The sequence below is a fragment of the Bradyrhizobium shewense genome, from assembly GCF_900094605.1.
GTDB lineage: Bacteria > Pseudomonadota > Alphaproteobacteria > Rhizobiales > Xanthobacteraceae > Bradyrhizobium > Bradyrhizobium shewense.
Map to the genome: position 1 here is coordinate 1 of NZ_FMAI01000024.1, position 18350 is coordinate 18350.

The 18350-nt window shown below is 64.0% G+C and carries 16 protein-coding genes; 6 read left to right on the plus strand and 10 right to left on the minus strand.

What is annotated here, in order from left to right; translation table 11 throughout:
• The 3 genes from GA0061098_RS33100 to GA0061098_RS33110 form a co-directional block, all read left to right on the plus strand.
• Positions 1-315, plus strand: a 315-nt coding sequence (locus GA0061098_RS33100) for a transposase (RefSeq protein ID WP_143109032.1), incomplete at its 5' end; no start/stop codon positions are given.
• 451 nt (positions 316-766) lie between these two features.
• Positions 767-1465, plus strand: coding sequence for a cysteine hydrolase family protein (locus tag GA0061098_RS33105; RefSeq protein WP_091965634.1), 699 nt, complete (start codon positions 767-769; stop codon positions 1463-1465).
• 10 nt (positions 1466-1475) lie between these two features.
• Positions 1476-3143, plus strand: a complete 1668-nt coding sequence (locus tag GA0061098_RS33110) for a regulator (protein ID WP_091965635.1) — start codon at positions 1476-1478, stop codon at positions 3141-3143.
• Positions 3144-3195: 52 nt separating this feature from the next.
• Here the strand turns inward: GA0061098_RS33110 and soxA are convergent, their stop codons facing one another.
• The 7 genes from soxA to GA0061098_RS33145 are packed head-to-tail and all read right to left on the minus strand — an operon-like array spanning position 3196 to position 9182.
• Positions 3196-3975, minus strand: a complete 780-nt coding sequence (gene soxA, locus GA0061098_RS33115) for a sulfur oxidation c-type cytochrome SoxA (RefSeq protein ID WP_165637754.1) — start codon at positions 3973-3975, stop codon at positions 3196-3198.
• On the minus strand, positions 3972-4289 hold the full coding sequence (soxZ, locus tag GA0061098_RS33120; protein WP_091965637.1) for a thiosulfate oxidation carrier complex protein SoxZ: 318 nt from the start codon (positions 4287-4289) through the stop codon (positions 3972-3974). Before soxZ ends, soxA begins: the two co-directional genes overlap by 4 nt.
• On the minus strand, positions 4289-4756 hold the full coding sequence (locus GA0061098_RS33125) for a SoxY-related AACIE arm protein (protein WP_091965638.1): 468 nt from the start codon (positions 4754-4756) through the stop codon (positions 4289-4291). The genes soxZ and GA0061098_RS33125 overlap by 1 nt, the downstream gene beginning before the upstream one ends.
• An 8-nt stretch (positions 4757-4764) precedes the next feature.
• Positions 4765-5217 (minus strand): sulfur oxidation c-type cytochrome SoxX, encoded by a 453-nt coding sequence (gene soxX / locus GA0061098_RS33130; protein ID WP_091965639.1) that lies wholly within the window; start codon positions 5215-5217, stop codon positions 4765-4767.
• Complete coding sequence (locus tag GA0061098_RS33135) at positions 5210-6481, minus strand: NAD(P)/FAD-dependent oxidoreductase (protein ID WP_091965640.1); 1272 nt, start codon at positions 6479-6481, stop codon at positions 5210-5212. The genes soxX and GA0061098_RS33135 overlap by 8 nt, the downstream gene beginning before the upstream one ends.
• A 52-nt stretch (positions 6482-6533) precedes the next feature.
• Complete coding sequence (locus tag GA0061098_RS33140) at positions 6534-8720, minus strand: xanthine dehydrogenase family protein molybdopterin-binding subunit (protein ID WP_091965641.1); 2187 nt, start codon at positions 8718-8720, stop codon at positions 6534-6536.
• Between the two features lie 12 nt (positions 8721-8732).
• Complete coding sequence (locus GA0061098_RS33145; protein WP_165637755.1) at positions 8733-9182, minus strand: (2Fe-2S)-binding protein; 450 nt, start codon at positions 9180-9182, stop codon at positions 8733-8735.
• A 332-nt stretch (positions 9183-9514) separates the two neighbouring features.
• Here GA0061098_RS33145 and GA0061098_RS33150 point away from each other — a divergent pair, with 332 nt between their 5' ends.
• Positions 9515-11131: a B12-binding domain-containing radical SAM protein gene (locus tag GA0061098_RS33150; RefSeq protein WP_091965643.1), complete on the plus strand. Its 1617-nt coding sequence runs from the start codon at positions 9515-9517 to the stop codon at positions 11129-11131.
• 185 nt (positions 11132-11316) lie between these two features.
• The gene (locus GA0061098_RS33155) at positions 11317-13512 is read left to right on the plus strand and encodes a hypothetical protein (RefSeq protein ID WP_091965644.1); all 2196 of its coding nucleotides are present in this window, start codon (positions 11317-11319) and stop codon (positions 13510-13512) included.
• Positions 13513-13550: 38 nt separating this feature from the next.
• Here the strand turns inward: GA0061098_RS33155 and GA0061098_RS33160 are convergent, their stop codons facing one another.
• A complete protein-coding gene (locus tag GA0061098_RS33160; protein ID WP_091965645.1) occupies positions 13551-14939 on the minus strand; it encodes an MFS transporter in 1389 nt (462 codons plus the stop codon).
• A gap of 173 nt (positions 14940-15112) precedes the next feature.
• Here GA0061098_RS33160 and GA0061098_RS33165 point away from each other — a divergent pair, with 173 nt between their 5' ends.
• On the plus strand, positions 15113-16174 hold the full coding sequence (locus tag GA0061098_RS33165) for an isocitrate/isopropylmalate dehydrogenase family protein (protein ID WP_091965646.1): 1062 nt from the start codon (positions 15113-15115) through the stop codon (positions 16172-16174).
• A gap of 302 nt (positions 16175-16476) precedes the next feature.
• Here GA0061098_RS33165 and GA0061098_RS33170 read toward each other — a convergent pair whose 3' ends face one another.
• Positions 16477-16752 (minus strand): hypothetical protein, encoded by a 276-nt coding sequence (locus GA0061098_RS33170; RefSeq protein WP_091965707.1) that lies wholly within the window; start codon positions 16750-16752, stop codon positions 16477-16479.
• Between the two features lie 14 nt (positions 16753-16766).
• Entirely contained in the window at positions 16767-17198 is a 432-nt protein-coding gene (locus GA0061098_RS33175; RefSeq protein WP_091965647.1) for a pyridoxamine 5'-phosphate oxidase family protein, read from the minus strand.
• Between the last annotated feature and the right edge of the window lie 1152 nt (positions 17199-18350).

Below are 18350 nucleotides of genomic sequence, written 5' to 3' on the forward strand. Positions count from 1 at the left end.
GGCGATGAAGCCGCGGTGTGGGCCGATGCGGCCTATGACACCCATGCCAGACGAGCCCGGTTGAAAGCAGAAGGCAAAAAGCCCCGCATCGCGTTCCGTCCCAACAGACATCATCCGGAACTGCCGCCAAGGCTCAAACGCTACAACCGCCTCATCGCGCGCCGACGAGCCCAGGTTGAGACCACCTTCGCCACTCTCAAACGCCGCATGCGACTGACTTGCATCCGCTACGTTGGTCTGATGAAGGCAAGCGGGCAGGTCCTGCTCGCCTCGATCGCCTTCAACATGAGGCGGTGGGCCACGATCGCGGCCTGAGCCGCCCGCCGAGGGCGACCACTTACAGACTTGGCTGGCAATTGCCGTAACCACGGCCCTTCTCCTGCCGTCCTCAACCTCAAAAGCCGATAACGCAACAGGCCCCTTGTGGGAGAGGGTGGCTCGCCGCGCAGCGGCGAGACGGGTGAGGAGTCGCTCTTCGCGGTGACGCTGACTATGGTACGCGCGGATAGAGACCCCTCATCCGGCGCTTCGCGCCACCTTCTCCCACAAGGGGAGAAGGGAAGAATGCTGCCAATCGGCCGCTCATCCCTTAGGCAAATGCTCTTCGCGAAGCCGTCGCACAGGGAATGAGCAGACGTCGATCTGCGTCCTAACCGTCTGAGCGCACTTCAAATTCTCTCGTCGCCCACGCTCCACCGCAATTGTACACAATGGCACGGCGCTTGCAGAACTCCCGCTAAGAGAGTTCTCGCGAGGGGCGGGCGTCATGCTGGACTCGAGCAAGCCGACATTGGGCGTCATCAGCGCCGAGCCCGAGCCGATCAAGCTCGACTGGCCGAGCACCGCACTTCTCATCATCGACATGCAGCGCGACTTCATGGAGCCCGGCGGCTTCGGCGAGACGCTCGGCAACGACGTCAGCCAGCTTGCGCGCGCGGTGAAGCCGATCGGCGCGGTGCTGACGGCGGCGCGCGACACCGGCATGCTGGTGATCCACACCCGCGAGGGCCATCTGCCCGATCTCTCCGACGCGCCGCCAGCGAAAGTCGAACGCGGCGCGCCGTCTTTGCGCATTGGCGACCCCGGTCCGATGGGCCGCATCCTCATTCGCGGCGAGGCCGGTCACGACATCATTCCCGAGCTCTATCCGCTCGACAGCGAGATCGTGATCGACAAGCCCGGCAAGGGCGCGTTCTACGCCACCGAGCTCGGCGACGTGCTGGAGAAATACGGCATCGAGAATTTGCTGGTGTGCGGTGTCACCACCGAGGTGTGCGTCAACACCACGGTGCGCGAGGCCAATGACCGCGGCTACCGCTGCGTCGTCATGTCGGACGGCTGCGCGTCCTACTTCCCCGAGTTTCACGAGATGGGCCTGAAGATGATCAAGGCCCAGGGCGGCATCTTCGGCTGGGTCGCAACCTCGGCCGCGGTTCTGGAGGCAATGAAGGTTTCGACCACATAGGGGTATTGTCATGAGCGCATTGGCGGGGACGACCGGCAAATCTGAGATGAACACGTCTGAGTTCAAGCCGGCACTATGGACATCGGGCGACTGGAATGCGTTTTTCGGCTTCGGCACCAACATCCTCGTCAACATGCTGGTGCTCACGGGGCTGTTGCGCTTCGTCTTGAAGATGCCGGACAGCCTGGTGTTCGGCCGCATCCTGCCCGCGCTCGGGCTGATGATGTGCCTCTCGACCTTTTACTACGCCTACCTCGCCTATCGTCTGGCGCAGAAGACCGGCCGCAACGACGTCTGCGCGTTGCCCTCGGGCGTCAGCGTGCCGCACATGTTCATCGTCACCTTCGTGATCATGCTGCCGATCACGCTGAAGACCGGTGATCCGCTCAAGGGCTGGTCGGCCGGCCTGGTCTGGGTGTTCTTCCAGAGCTTCATTCTCATGATCGGCGGTTTCATTGCGCCGTTCATCCGCAAGATCACGCCGCGCGCAGCGCTGCTCGGCACGCTTGCCGGCGTTTCCGTCACCTTCATCTCGATGCGGCCAGCGCTGGAGATGTATATGACGCCGCAGATTGGTCTCGTCTGCTTCGCCATCATCCTGGTGAGCTGGTTCGGCGGCGTGAAATATCCGCGCGGCATTCCCGCCGGTCTTGTCGCGATTGCCGTCGGCATGATCATCGCCTGGGGTTCGAACCTGTTCGGTCTCGGTCTCGGCGGCTTGAGCGTAAAAGGCGTCGGCGATGCCTTCGCTAATTTCGGCTTCTCGGTGCCGATTCCCGCCGTGGGCTACGTCTTCTCCGGCTTCGAATTCCTCGGCATCATCCTGGTCACCGCCATTCCATTCGGCATCTATGACCTCGTCGAAGCCATGGACAATGTCGAGAGCGCGGAAGCCGCCGGCGACGAATATCCGACCACGCGGGTGCTCACGGCCGACGGCGTCGTCAGCCTGATCGGCTGCCTGATGGGCAATCCCTTCATCAATGCCGTCTATATCGGCCATCCCGGCTGGAAAGCGATGGGCGGCCGCATCGGCTACTCCGCCGCAACCGGCATCATGGTGATCGTGCTGGCCTGGTTCGGCATCATCTCGGTGCTGCTGGCACTCGTGCCCGTGGTCGCGATCTCGCCGATCCTGCTCTACATCGGCATGCTGATCGGAGCGCAGGCGTTTCAGACCACGCCGGTCAAGCACGCGCCCGCGATCGTGCTGGCGCTGACGCCGCATCTGGCCGCCTGGGCCAAGCTGCAGATCGACACGATGCTGGGCTCGACCATGAATGCGGCGGCAACCGTCGGCGGCATGGCGGCCGACAAAGCCGACGCGGTGAAGGCTGCCGCGATCGCCGCGCTGCCGCAGCAGGGCGTGTTCTACCACGGCCTGGAGGTGATGGGCGGCGGCTCCATTCTCGGGGGCCTCATCCTGGGCGCGATCGGCGTCTTCATCATCGAGCGCGACTTCGAGAAGGCCTCAGGCTTCGCGCTGGTCGGTGCGGTCCTGACCTATTTCGGCTTCATGCATGGCGAGGCCGTCGGCATCGGCGGCGGATTCGGGGTCACGCCCGCTGTCGCGCTCGCCTACGCCGCGATGGCCGCCGGCCTGTTCGCGGCCAGCAAGCTCGGCGCCGGCGAACACTATGCCACGCATCCGGAGATGTCCGCCGCGCCGGCGGAATAGGAGGCGGCACGAACTTCTGCGAAGCGGCCGGCCTGTGCCGGCCGCTTTTGTTTCAGGGCCGCACGGCCGGCGTTTCCATCGGCAAGCCGCGTGCCCGCGACATCAGATAAAGCTCGAGCGCGACCAGCTCGGGCGAGCCGTAATCATAGGCCTGGGCGCGGACGCCGCTCATGCAGCTGCGCAGCCGTCGCTCCAGCGATCCCAGCGTTTGCCACTCCAGGCGGTAGAGCGGATAGCCGGTCGGCTGTCCTTGCGTGATCGGCGCGCCGGCGAGGTGTTTGTCGAAATTGTCGTCGTGGCAATTGGTGCAGGCGAGGTTGAGCTGGCCCTCGCGCTGCATGAAGAGGTCGCGGCCCTGCGCCACGAAGGGTTTTGCTTGCGGATCGTCGCCGGCGGTGATCGCGACACCGCGCGATTGGTGGGCGACGAAGGCGGACAGCGCCAGCAGGTCGCGGCTCTCGTAAGGCAGTGGCGACGCCTGCTGATGAGTGGCGCGGCAGAGATTGATGCGCTGGTCGAGCGTGACGGGGCGACTGAGCGCGTTGTCGAAGGCCGGGTAGCGTGCGGCAACGCCCTTCATGCTGCTGCGTGCATCGCCATGGCAATCCGCGCAGGCCTTCTCGGCGCTGCCGGACTTCTTCGTCCAGAGCGACTGGCCGTCGAGCACGAACAGCATGCCCGGGTTGGAGGTGTCGTCATCCTGCATGGCGCGCGTGTCCGGGCCCATGAAGGAGTAGCCGGACCGGCGCGCATCGGGCGGGATTTCACCGGCGAGCAGGGCAGGGGCCGCGGCGAACAAGGCCGCTGCTGCTATCGCGTGCCAAACGCTCATTCGACAGTGATCGACGCCGACGCAGTGGACGAATAGCCGTTGTCGCCGATCCATTCGAACTCGAACTTGCCGCTTTCCTTGGCGACCGTGAAGAACGACAGATAAGGATTGGCCGCGATCGCCGGAAACAGATCGGCGCGAAAGATCTCGGCGCCGTTGTAGCGGCAGGTGAAGCTCGTGATGATGTCGCGCGGCACCAGCTTGCCGTCCACAGTGTGGCGGAAGCCTGTTTCCATAATGTGCGAGGTCAGCGTGCGGATCTCGATGACGTCGCCGCGTCTCGCCTTCGCGGGAACGTTGATGAGCGCGGCCATCAGTTCATCTCCTCGGTGCAGGCGGCCAGCGTCACGACCACGTCGGCGGCGACCTGCCAGAACGTGTCGTCGGACAGGCGCGCGATCGCAACCACCTTCTGGGTGTCTGCGAGCCGGATTCGGGTCGCGACCTGGGCGCGGCCTGAGGAGGGGCCGAGATAGAAATTGCCGATGTTCGGCTGCGGGTTCTTCTCGTTGAAGATGTGGATGCTCTTGACGTGGTCGTCCGCTGTCATCGGGCTCGCAACGCTCACCGTCACCGGCACCGTATTGCCGTTCTCGACCAGCGGCGGAATGTCGAGCTTCACCCTGCCGGTGCGAATCGGCGCTTCGCCGACGACATTGCGGATCGCGGTGTTGAGCATCGCCGGCGTCGCGTGAAGCGGACGCAGGGTGACGATCGGGATCATCCCGGCGGCGGTGACGCCTCCGGCGAGGCTCAAGAATTGTCGTCGCGTGGTTGGCATGAACAGTCCTAGTCGCGAAGCGTTGCAAGAAAAGCCACGATGTCCTCGATCTCCGCCGCCGACAATATCGGCTTGCCGGTGAAATTGCGTCCGACTCGCACGAGGTCGTCATTGCGATAATAGGACGGCATGATGGTCTCAGCGTTGAAGCGCGACGCATCGACCAACCGAAGCCGCAACTGGCTCGCCGACCATCGGTTCCCGGCCCCGGTGAGGTCGGGCGCGAGATCGCCCTGGAACCGCGTTTCCGGGAAGGGGCCGGAATGGCAGAGGATGCAGGTCGTGGTGCGCGCCAGCACTAGCGCGCGGCCGCGCACGGCATCGCCTGGCGCGCCCGTGAGCGATTCCACTATGCCGTCGCCGGCTACCTTGTAGGAGGCGAGTTCGTCCGCGCGCGCAACGCTGACGAAGGCGAGACTGGCGGCGATCAGCGCCACGCCATGGACGAAGGATTTAGCCAAAGGTGTCCGCCGTGATGATTTGAAACCAGCGCTCGGCTTCGGTCGCCTCGCGGGCGCGCAATTCGCGCGGGGCATCGACTGGGCTCGTCGCGCCGCCCTCGACCTCGGCAAAGATGTCGCCTTTCGGCTGATAATTGCCTGCAAGCAAAAATCCATAGCCTGGCGCGACGGTGTTGTAGCAGACGCCGGTCAGCCGTGGCGTCTCGGGTGCTCGGCCCGCGAGCAAAGCGACGATGGCAGCGGCGCAAGCCTTGCCTTGCCCGCTTGCGGCCGACGCCGATTTGGGAATGCCGCCGCCCAGGCAGGCATCGCCGATGACATGGATGTTCTTGACGAGCTTCGACTCGAAGGTCACGGGATCGATCGGACACCAGCCGGTGTGGTCCGCCACGCCTGCGATCTCGGCAATGCGTCCCGCGCGTTGCGGCGGGATGACATTGGCGACATCTGGCGTGTAGTTGCCGAACTCGGTGATGATGGTCCTCGTAGCAGGGTCGACCGAGGTCACGCGGCCGCCTTGCGATAGCGCGACGCGCTCGATCGTGTCGCCGTAGAGCTCCTTCCACGCCTTTTCGAACAGCCGCTGCTGGGAGAAATTGTCCTTGGCGTCGAGGATCAGAACTTTCGAGCGGGGCTTGTTCGTCTTCAGGTAATGCGCGATCAGGCTGGCGCGCTCGTAAGGCGCCGGCGGGCAACGCGAGGGATTGGCGGGGATTGCGATCGCGACCGTACCGCCGTCCGCCATCGCTTGCAGCTGCCGGCGCAGCAGCAGCGTCTGCGCGCCGGCCTTCCAGGCGTGTGGCATCTTCTCCGATGCGGCGTCGTCATAGCCGGGCAGGGCTTCGAAGTGGAAGTCGATGCCGGGCGAGAGCACGAGGCGGTCATAGGCAAACGTGGCGCCATCGGCGGCCGTCACGCTGCGCTTTTGCGCGTCGACGGCCGTCGCAGCCTGAGCGGCGACGGTGATGCCCTCGGCGGCGAGCCTGTCATAGCCGAACTGCTGCGCCTCGATCTCGCGCAGGCCGGCGATCACCTCGTTGCTGAAGGGGCACGACGTGAACGTCTTGTTCGGCTCGATCAGCATCACCTGCAAGCCCGCCTGCGCGCGCTTGAGCGCCCGCGCGCAGGCCGCGCCGCCAAAGCCGCCGCCGACCACGACGATGCGGCCTGCCGATTGCGCGCGCAGGATCGAGGGGACGGCAAACGATGTGGCCGCGGCGGTGATGCCGAGAACGGCATTCCGCCGTGTCACCGGCGCATTCATGAATCTTGTCCGCAAAATGCCGCGGCGGCCGATAGGACCGCCGCGGCTGCTTTTAGGCGAAGGTGATATTCTGGTCCCGCAGCGGCACGGAGCGGATGCGCTTGCCGGTCGCGGCGAAGTACGCGTTGAGCACCGCCGGCGCGGCGACGCCGATGGTCGGCTCGCCGACACCGCCCCAGAATCCGCCGCTCGGCACCATCACCGATTCCACCTTCGGCATCTCGTTGATGCGCATCGAATTGTAGGTGTCGAAGTTGGTTTGCTCGATCTTGCCGTCCTTGACGGTGCAGCCGCCGTAGAACAACGCGGAGAGGCCATAGACGAAGGAGCCCGCGATCTGCCGCTCCACCTGCGCCGGATTGACGACGTAGCCGGGGTCGGTGGAGGCGACGATCCGATGCACCTTGATCTTGCTGCCGTCGGTCACCGAGATTTCGGCGGCGCCGGCAACATAGCTGCCATAGCCCATGACCTGGGCGATGCCGCGATAGACGCCCTGCGGCGCCGGTGTGGTCCAGCCGATCTTCTCGGCGACCGCATTGAGCACCGCCAGATGCTTGGGATGGTTGCCCATCAGCTTGCGACGGAATTCGAGCGGGTCCTGGCCTGCGGCCTGGGCCAGCTCGTCCATGAAGCATTCCATGTAGATCGCATTGTGATTGACGTTGACGCCGCGCCAGAAGCCCGGCGGAACGTGCGGGTTGCGCATCGCGTGCTCGACCAGCAGGTTCGGCACCGAATAGCCGAACGCAGCTTCGCCGGATTGGGCGACGCCCTGGAAGGCGGCCGGATCCATGCCATTCTGCAGCGCTTCGGGGCGCAGCGAGAACAGGATCGATTGCCCGGACAGGCGGTAGTGCAGCGCGACCAGATTGTTGTTGGCGTCGAACGCGCCGGTCATCTTGCATTGGGTGATCGGGTGATACCTGCCATGCGCCATGTCCTCTTCGCGCGACCACAGCAGCTTGACCGGCGTTCCCGGCATCTCTTTGGCGATCATGACGGCTTGGCGGACATAGTCGGTCTGGCCGCGCCGGCCGAAACCGCCCCCTAACATCACCTTGTGCACGTCGCACTTGTCCGCCGGCAGGCCGGACGCCTCCAGCACCGCCGCGAACGCCGCCTCGCCATTCTGCGTGCCGCACCAGACCTCACATTTGTCCGCGGTGTAGAGCGCGGTGGCGTTCATCGGCTCCATCGTGGCGTGGTTCTGGTAGGGATAGCTGTAGATGGCCTCGACCTTCTTCGCCGCGCTCGCAATCGCCGCTTTCGCGTCGCCGTTCTTGTTGCCGACATAGGCCGGCTGGTCGTTGTTGAGGCCTTCGGCCAGCCACTTGGCAATCGACTCGCTGGAGACTTTTGCGTTGTCGCCCTCGTCCCAGACGATCGGCAACGCCTCCAGCGCGGTCTTGGCGTGCCACCAGGTGTCGGCAACGACCGCGACCGCGGTATCGCCGACCTTGACGACTTTTTTGACGCCTTTCATGCTGGCGATCTTGGCTTCGTCAAAGCTCTTCAGCTTGCCGCCGAACACCGGGCAATCCTTGATCGCGGCATTCAGCATGCCCGGCAGCTTGATGTCGGCGCCGTAGATCATGGCGCCGTTGGTCTTGTCGACGGTGTCGAGCCGTTTCACACCCTTGCCGATCAGCTTCCAGTCCTTCGGATCCTTCAGCTTGACGTCCGCCGGCGGCGACAGCTTGGCGGCGGCCTCGGCGACCTTGCCGTAGGTCGTGGTCTTGCCCGATGGCGTATGGGTGATGACGCTGTTCGCGGCCGCGCATTCGGAGGCCGGCACCTTCCATGCATCGGCGGCGGCCTGGATCAGCATCACGCGTGCGGTGGCGCCGCCCTTGCGGACATAGTCCTGCGAGGAGCGGATGCCGCGGCTGCCGCCGGTCGAGAAATCGCCCCAGACGCGCTTGCGGGCGACGCTCTGGCCGGGTGTCGGATACTCGGTCGTGACCTTGGTCCAGTCGCATTCGAGCTCCTCGGCGACGAGCTGGGCTAGACCGGTGAGCGAGCCCTGGCCCATCTCGGAGCGGGCGATGCGAATCACGACGGTGTCGTCGGGCCTGACCACGACCCAGGCGCCGATCTCGGGCGAGCCGTCGGCCGCGCGGACCACGGCGGGGCCGCCGAAGGGGAGGTCGAGGCCGATGGCGAGGCCGGCACCGACAGCGGCCGTGCCGATGACGAAGGCGCGGCGGTTGAGCCGCGGCGAGATATGCTTATTCATGTGGGGATTTCCTTACGCGCTTGCGATCGTGTGGATCGCTTCGCGCACCTGCTGGAAGGTGCCGCAGCGGCAGATGTTGGTGATGGCCTCGTCGATATCGGCGTCGGTCGGCTTCGGCTTCTCGCTCAGCAGCGCCGCCACCGCCATGATCATGCCGCTCTGGCAATAGCCGCATTGCGGCACGTCCTGGGCGATCCAGGCCTCCTGTACCTTGTGCAGCGTATCCCCGGAGGCGAGCCCCTCGATGGTGGTGATCTTCTTGCCCTCGGCTTCGCTGACCGAGACGCCGCAGGAGCGGGTGGCGACGCCTTCGATGTGCACGGTGCAGGCGCCGCATTGTGCAATGCCGCAACCGTATTTGGTGCCCGTCAGGCCGGCATTCTCGCGAATCGCCCAGAGCAGCGGCGTATCCGGCTCGACGTCGAGAGTGAAGGTTTTTCCGTTGATTGTTAGGTTTGCCATCGCAGTCCCCTGATTGGCCCAATCCACCGATTGAACTCAGGGGCGCAATGTGTCCGGCAAACTGGAACTGTTCAAATCAACAGTCCGAGGGGTGAAATACGAAGAATTACGCCGCCGAGGGAAGATTGTAGGGAGGGTGGTGTTTTGTCTCGTCCTCCATCATGGTTGATTCGGTCGTCCTTCCGCGGGCGCCAATCCATGGGTCTGAGGCGACGCCCAGCTGTGAACGCCGGTTCCATGGCCGGTCGAGGCTACGGCGACAGTTTGTCCCTTTTGCCGGGGTGCAAGACGCGGGCGCTTTGATACACTGCGCCGACGCCAGAAGGAGTTCCATGAACGTGCCGAGTCCCAACGTGCTGATGCTGTACCCGCTGTTCTCGGCAGAGTCCTTCTGGACCTTTGGCGAATCCTGCAAGGTATTGGGCGTAAAGCGCCCGGCCGCTCCTTTGGGCCTGATCACCGTTGCCGCGATGCTGCCCGAAAGCTGGACCGTCCGGCTGATCGATTGCAACACGGCGCCCTTCAACGACGAGGATCTCGCCTGGGCCGATGTCGTCTTCACCGGCGGGATGATGCCGCAGCAGGCCGACACGCTGCGCCTGATCGAGCTCTGTCGTGCCGCAGGCAAGCCGGTGGTCGTGGGCGGTCCCGACCCGACTTCAAGCCCCCACATCTATGAGCGGGCCGATTTTCGGGTGCTCGGCGAGGCCGAGAGCGTCATCGACGAATTCATTGCGGCCTGGGAGGGTGGCGCGAGGTCCGGCACCTTTACCGCACCGAAATTCCAGGCGGACGTGACCAAGACGCCGGTGCCGCGTTTCGACTTGCTCAAGTTCGAGGACTATCTCTATCTCGGTGTGCAGTATTCGCGCGGTTGTCCCTTCACCTGCGAGTTCTGCGACATCATCGAGCTCTATGGCCGCGTGCCGCGGACCAAGACGATCGAGCAGATGTTTGTCGAGCTCGAGAGGCTCTATCAGATGGGCTACCGCGGCCATCTCGACTTCGTCGACGATAATTTCATCGGCAACAAGAAGTCGCTGCGGCAGTTCCTGCCGAAACTCGCAGAATGGCAGCGGACCCACGGCTATCCGTTCGAATTGTCGACCGAAGCCTCGGTCAACCTGGCCGATGATCCCGAGCTATTGGAGTTGATGGGGGCGGCGAATTTCTTCGCTATCTTCGTCGGTATCGAGAGTCCGGATCCGGCGACGCTGGTCGCGATGCGCAAGAAGCAGAACACGCGGCGCAACATCGCCGAGAGCATCCACAAGATCTACGCCGCCGGCATGCTCGTCACCGCTGGCTTCATCGTCGGCTTCGACAATGAAAAGGTCTCCATGGCGGACGCCATGATCGATTTCATCGAGGAAGCGGCGATTCCCGTCAGCATGGTCGGACTGCTCTATGCCTTGCCGAACACGCAGCTGACGCGCCGCCTGGAGCGCGAAGGCCGGCTCCACGCGGGCCACGATGTGGCGCCGACCATCGGCGCCGATCAGTGCACGGCTGGAATCAATTTCGATCCCGTGCGCCCGCTCCGCGACATCCTGACGGACTACAAGCGGGTGCTGGAGCACGTCTACAGCCCGGCTGCCTATTCAGGACGCGTCGACCGCCTCATGACGCTGCTCGACCGGTCCCGGCAGCGCCACGAGCTCGCCGAAGGCGATATCCGCGCCAAGCTCGGTGCGATGGAGACGGTGCACAAGGTGGTCACCGCCCTTCCCGAGGCGCGTGGACCGTTGTGGCAAACTTTCATGAACTGCGCCAAGCGCGACACGACATCCGCGCGCATTGCGGTCCAGATGATCGCAGCCTATGCCCATCTCGGACCGTTCTCGCGCAAGGTCATCGCCGCCATCGACGCGCGCCTGGCGGCGCTGGACGAGCAAATCCCGAATCCAGCCGTGGTTGCGGGCGCGACCGAGGCTCGACATCTGGCCTGACATCCGGAGCGATGGAACCGCCCACGACGCTGTGATGCGCTGCCCGGCGCGCCATCGGCAATCAAACTGGCTGTCATGTGTGAGATCCCCGCTTGACAGCAGGACAACCTCAAGCTGATCGTCATCAGGACGACACCGGGCCTGCCGCGATTTCGGCGTCTGGCCGCGCGGGTATGGGGTGGGCCATGTTCAGGAAGGTGATCCGCTGGTCGGTTGCGCTGATTGTCGTAGCGGTGCTGGTCCTCGCGTATCTGCCTTCCTTCATCGCCGACTCCATCTACAAGAACGTCGACGACATCACCGACGGTGAGATGCCCGCAACCGTCACGGCCTTTCAATCGGGACCGGACGTCGTAAGTACCATCGGTGGCAGCGGCGAGGGCTTGAACTGCAGCCTGCCGCCCTGGGCCAACATATTTTTCGACGGCGGCAGGGATTCCAACCAAAAGCGCCATCTCGTCCTGCAGCGCTTCAGGCAGGCGTGCGTCTTTCACGACCTGTGCTATCGCCACGGCCTTGCGACCTACGGCTATAACCAGAACGATTGCGACCGCATTCTGCAGAACGCGGCTTTTCGACTCTGTCTCTACATACGAAACGGCAGCCAGGAGAGCAGCGCGGCGCGCTGTCAGACCGACTCCAAGATGGTTCTGGCGGGCGTGAGCCTCGGCGGATACGACGCCTATCGCGGCTGGGACCGATCGACCTATTTCGAATTCGATTCGGACCCGTCGCGGTCGAACGGATTTCTGGTCAGCCGTGTGGTGGATCATCCGTTCAAGGCGGCCGCGCCGGCCAAATACGGCAGCGACCCCGATCAGGTCATTCTCATGTTCGAGAACGTCCGCTCCAATCTTGCGGTGACCTGCATCACCTGCGCAAGTGTTCCCGTCCTCGACTGGACGACCGATCCCAACGCCGTCAGCGCTGAGTTGCGCTCGGTCGGTGTGACGCGGTTGCCGGAAGCGCTGCTCAAGCGCGAGCCCATGCTGTCCGAGACCATGCCGGTCTGGTTGCCGCCACGCCGTCGACACGCGGCACCGCATCTCCTGGTCGACGGAGCGGGCAAGGACCATCTGATCTGGATGAGCCGGAACAACCCGCAAGACAGCATGTCGTGTATCGTGGGCGCCGATGCGGCGCGCCTTCTCACCAATACCCTGCCGTCCCGGGATCTCTGCTCGGTCGATGCGGGCCCGTCGCTCAGCAGGGTGGAGGTCGACATGTTCGCGACCTCTCCGCTTCCGATGGAAGTGCCCGGAAGTCCGGATCTCGTCTACGCGACGTCGATCAGCACACAGAAGACAAAGGAGCAGCATCTGAGCTTCTGCTCCCGCTCTGCGTCCAGGAAGGTCGAGGAGTCCGGAGGCGACGACCAGTCCAAATGCGTCACCTTCCCCGAACCGGAGGTTCGCAAGGGCGCGGCGCTCGGTGCATTTCAGAACTTTCCACTGGTTCGCGCCGGACAGCAGATTTATTTCGCGCGGGACATCGATCAGCGGACGGATTCGCTGCTGACCGCCGCCTGGCAGCGCGCCTTCGGCAACAGCTTTTCACCCGACGGTGCCCTGCTTGTGATCGACGTGGCACCGCCGCTCGCCGCCAAAGGGCCTCTCTCGGCCAAGCTGAAGAAGATCGTCCGGTTCAACATCGACGATCGCTTCGATCCGATGATGCCGATCACGCGCAAGGTGGACGATTTGCGATTCCTGAGCCTTGAGGCGTCGAAGTCGAGCGTGCACCTTCGCACGATCGATTTCGCCAGGGACAACCCTTCCGTTGGCAATGCGCGGCTGACGATGGGTAACGGCGACGTGGACCTGGACCGCTCGTGGGCGGAGAGACCCATTCTGGTGCTGGAGACGAGGGAGGCGCGACCGAAGACCAAACTGGTGTTCTCGCGAGGGGAAATAGCGATCGAGCCGGGCAAGCCCGACGTGTCCCACGCGACGACCGAAGTGTTGACGCTGCAGACCCTGGTTTTCGAACGCGATGCCGCCGCGCCGTTGGATGCGCCGTTCGTGAAATCGGCTGGCGCGGCTTGCCGGATCGTCTATGAGTTCGAAGCGAACCACACCGATTGGCCGTGCTACCGCGCGTTCGACCCCGACCGAACGATGCGGGCCTCGCCGGCGACGCGGATGCAGGCCTCCCAGATGCTGGTTGGGCGGTTCAGTCAAGGCGGCCGCCATGGCCTCGCATTTCCGGATCTCTGTCTGAAGTCGGAGCCGATCATTCTGGCGCCGCAAGGAGGCACGTTTGCGCCCCTGAGCGAGACCGCGGGCTGGAACGGCCCGCCAAAGCTGACACGGACGATCAAATGCGAGCCGCTCGATGCCGCGGCAATCGTGAGCCGTCCCATCGCGCAGAAGGCTCCGTGAAGGCGGGCCGGCCGATGAGGCGCGCCAGCGCGTTCGGTCTACTTCACCGCCAGCCGCAGGAAGCTCATCACGCTGCCGAGTGCGGCAAAGCCGGCGCCGAGCGCCAGCGCGACGGTTGCGCCGTCGTGGCCGGCGAGCGCGAAGCAGAGCGCCGCGAGGGCCGCCCCCGTCGTCTGTCCCGTCAGGCGCGCGGTCGCGACGATGCCTGAGGCGCTGCCGCTGCGATGCGGCGGCGCGCTTGACATCACCGCCTTCATGTTCGGCGCCTGGAAGAAGCCGAAGCCCATGCCGCAGATCACCATCCGCCAGATGATGTCGGCAATGGCGGGGTTGGCCGGAAGCGTCGCAAGCAGCGCCATGCCGAGGCCGAGCAGCACCAGGCCGATGCCGCCGAGCAGGCCGACCGCGTGGCGGTCGGACAGGCGTCCCGCGATCGGCGCCATGATGCCGACCACCAGTGGCCACGGTGTCATGAAGAAGCCGGTCTCGACCTGCGAGCGCCCGAGCACGTCCTCGAAATAGAACGGCAGCGAGACGAAGGCGAGGCCCTGCACGGCGAAGGAGCACACTGCGGTCGCGGCCGACAGCGCGAACATCGGCCGGCTGAACAGGTCGATCGGCAGCATCGGCGCCGGGTGGTCGGCGTGACGGCGCATCAGGATGATGCCGAGCGCGAGGGCCGTGACCAGCTCGATGCCCACGACCACCGGCGACAGATTATGCGCGGCACTGCCGATGCCGGTGATGAACAGGCCGAGGCAGGCCGACGCCAGGATCGCGCCGAGGAAGTCGAACCCGTGATCGGCGCGCGGCGTCTTCGGCAGCATCGCAAAGCCGATGCCGATCGCGACGAGGCCGAAGGGGATGTTGACGGCGAACAGCCACGGCCACGGGCCGATGGCCAGGATGGCGGAGGCGATCGTGGGGCCGAAGGTGAAGGCGGTTGCGACCACCAGCGCGTTGTGGCCAAAACCGCGGCCCAGCATCCGGCCGGGATAGACGAAGCGCACCAGCGCCGTGTTGACGCTCATGATGCCGCTGGCACCCAGCCCCTGCAGCGTGCGCGCGACCAGCAGGCTGTCCAGCGACCACGCCACCGCGCAGAACAGCGAGGCGATGGTGAACAGGATGAGGCCGCCGAGATAAATGCGCTGGTGCCCGACGATCTCGCCGAGCGCCCCCAGCGGCAGCAGCGTTGCCACCAGCGCGATCTGGTAGACATTGACCACCCAGACCGACTGCTCCGGGGAGACATGTAGATCGGCGGCAATGGCGGGCAGGGCGATGTTGGCGATCGCGGTGTCGAGCGAGGCCATCGCCAGCGCGGTGAAGATCGCGGCGATCGCCCAGCGCCGTTGCGCGGCGGGGAGGCCGTCAGAGATGGTGTGGTCGGGCTCGCGCGCGGCGGCAGGTAACGTGATCGTCATTGCTTTGGCGCGTGGCTCCGGCGGCGCGGCTCAAGTCGGTCATTTCGCATGTACTACGGTGGGGCCGCCTTCCACAGGCATATGCTTGCATGCTGTGTATGCGTGAAGGTGGGGCGATGCCGCCTCGCGCTGCCGTATGATCGCGCCGCTGCTGCAAAAATCAGGGGATCGCCATGCAAATCGTCGTTCTGCCCGGTGACGGCATTGGACCCGAGATCACGACCGCGACATCGGGCGTGCTGCGCGCGGCCTCCGAGCGCTTCCAGCTTAATTTGCGCCTGGAGGAGCACGCGGTCGGGCATGCGAGCCTGAAGCTATCAGGCACGACCGTGCGCCCCGAGCTGCTCGACATCGTCCGCGCCGCCGACGGTCTGATCCTGGGTCCGACCGCGACGTTCGACTTCAAGGACGAGGTGCATGGCGAGATCAATCCGTCCAGATACTTCCGCAAGAACCTCGACCTCTACGCCAATATCAGGCCCGCGCGCACCTATGCGGGGCGGCCCGGCCGCCTCGGTGATTTCGACCTCGTTGTCGTCCGCGAGAATACCGAGGGGTTCTACGCCGACCGAAATCTGGAGCAGGGCAATGGCGAGATGCTGGTCACGCCCGATGTGGTGATCTCGCTGCGAAGGATCACACGCCTTTGCTGTGAGCGCATCGCGCATGCCGCATGCCGCCTCGCCATGAAGCGGCAGAGGCACCTCACCATCGTGCACAAGGCCAATGTGCTCAAGATCGGCGACGGCATGTTTCTCGAGATCTGCCGCGCGACGGCGAAGGCCTATCCAGGACTGAACGTCGACGACATCCTGGTCGATGCCATGATGGCGCATGTGGTGCGCAGTCCCGATCGTTTCGACGTCATCGTGTCCACCAACATGTTCGGCGACATCCTGTCCGATCTTACCGCCGAACTTTCGGGGAGCCTCGGCCTCGGCGGCTCGCTCAATGTCGGCGAGCGCTACGCGATGGCGCAGGCCGCGCACGGCTCGGCCCCCGACATTGCAGGCCAAGACGTCGCCAATCCCGTTTCGTTGATCCTGTCGACCGCGCTGCTGCTGGCCTGGCACGGCGAGAAGACTGGTGCGGTCCGCTATGAAGAGGCCGGGCACGCGATCGAGGCGGCGGTGGCGAAGGCGATTGGCGAGGGCAGGGCGACGCGGGACGTCGGCGGTAAGCTCGGCACCATCGCCGCAGGCGCGGCGATTGCGGAGATCCTGCAGGCGGAGTGAGCGGTGCACATTTTTCTCGGGGCCCAAGACAAAAAGTCGAAAAACAAGCCCATGCACAGTAGAAGTCTCCTTGATTGATAACGGATTTTCGAACCGCATTGCGACGGCAGTCGCGGCTGCGATCAAGTTGACCCGTCGGGCAAAACGCTGGCAGAATGCTAACGTGCCAGCGATCCTGAAAGAGACTTGGATGCCGGTCCGTTACGGAAGACCAATTCGAAGGCGGCCAAGGCTTTTGACCTCGTGATCCCCGAAAGTTTTCTGATCGGTGCCGATCAGGTGATGGACTGAAGTTCGTGGATTCACGGCAGAAGCGTCATGAACTCATAGACGACTACGGCAGCGCCGAGACAGCGCCGCCAGGGATTCACGCCGCGGAAGACCTCGTCGGCGCCCCAGACGACGAGTCCGCCCTTCATGACGTTCGTCAAGCCGGCGCTGACTTTGCCTGCGGAAGGCCAGATCCAAAGCAGAAGGCCCGCAACGATAACGATCCAAAGAAGAAGATTCGGCCACTGCGCGATGGTGATGGCACCTGTTTCGCGGCCCCGGAAGAACCAATCAACGAATCGCCGCACCGTCACGGAGTCGATCAGAGCGCAACCTCACCCTCTTCACGGCCCTTCCAATAAGTGATGCGGTTGGCTTTGACCTTGATCAGCACGATGCCCGGCGTACCGATGCCGCGGTCGAACCATTTGTCGAGATCGCTCGTCCAGTGCTGTTGGAAAGCCGCCTTGTCCCGGATCAGTTCGGCCGTCCCCTCGACGGCGACGTAGATCCCCTTCGAGAAGAGGCCCGCTTCCGACGAAAACCCGAGCGCGACTTTCGGATTTTGTTGGATGTCCGATACGGTGCGGGTCTGTTCATAGGCGAAGTAATAAGACGTGCCGTCGTAGGCGACATCGCCGTTGTTGCTCATGGGACGGTTGGCGATTTCGCCGTTCTCGGTGTGGGTCGAAAGAATGGCGATGTCGATGTCGGCCATTTCCTTCGCGATCTCGGCGAGCGATGTCTTGGACATGAACTTTCCTCCCGTGGGGCTGGAGCAACGGCGGGATGCAGACCATGTTCCTTGGTGAATAGAGCGGGGGGCCATGCCGATTTGCCGTTGCATCGCTGATGCTTTGGGCAGGCTTGGCGGGTTTGAAGGAAAGGCGGTCGGCTTGGGTCTGAGGGCAGTCTCTCTATTGCCATTCTACACGCCGCCGCTGACGCGCTATCTCGACATGCTCGCGTGTGACGAGAAGATCGCGTGCGAAGCCGCCGCGTTGCCAAGGCCTATCCGAATGCGGTGGGGCAGACCCTGTTCCCGTTTCGCCGTCTCTTCATGGTCGCCCAGCGCAACGGATGTTGCATTGCCGCGATGCGACATGAGCGCTCGTTCCCAAAGACGGGCGCGAGTGCCGGGTTGCACAGGACGACATCCGCCGTTGCGACGACGTTGACACGTGGCGCAAAACACCCGCAAGCCTGTCATGCTGACGCGCGCCTCGCGAGCACGATTGGCCGCCTTTGAAGGCGAGGAAGATGCTCGGCGCGCTGTCGCCGACATTGTTGCCGGCGCCTCCTGCACGGTATTGCCTTAGCAGGCGAGCCCAAGCTGACGAAATAGGGGGCCGGGTGGCCGGGTAGTCCCGAATGATAAATTGCGCGAGGTCGCGGCAAGACGGCTGGTAAGAAACCGGCGGAATAAGTGACGTGGAGATCAACGCTCGTGGTGGAAAACCGTCACTCGAATACAAGCCCCACCGCCAGCCAGGTCGCAAGAGACAAGCAGACGCCAATTCCCAAATAGGGCAATGCAAGGCGCATCGGTTACTCCTCAGCTCCGAGACGCTGCGAAAACGTCAGCTTCGCATGTTCGCCGTGCCCTGCCCATATTCCATACGATGTACGAGCTTTGGTTTACCGTGGACGGCAACGTACCCGACTGGGCAGTGAAGACGATGCCAACAGGGAGCCAGCGCGCCTGATTTGACGCCCTCCTGCCGTACCAGGCTGATTTAATTTGACTCCGCATTTGGTTCAAAATATATAATTTATTTAATTATTTAATTTCGGGCGCGGTGTCTGCCAGGTCTTTCCGATCTAAAGGATTTTTCTTCCATGCCGAACTGCGAAACAGGCGGGGTAATCGCACCGCTCTAGCCGTTATCTAAAGAGGCGTGATCGA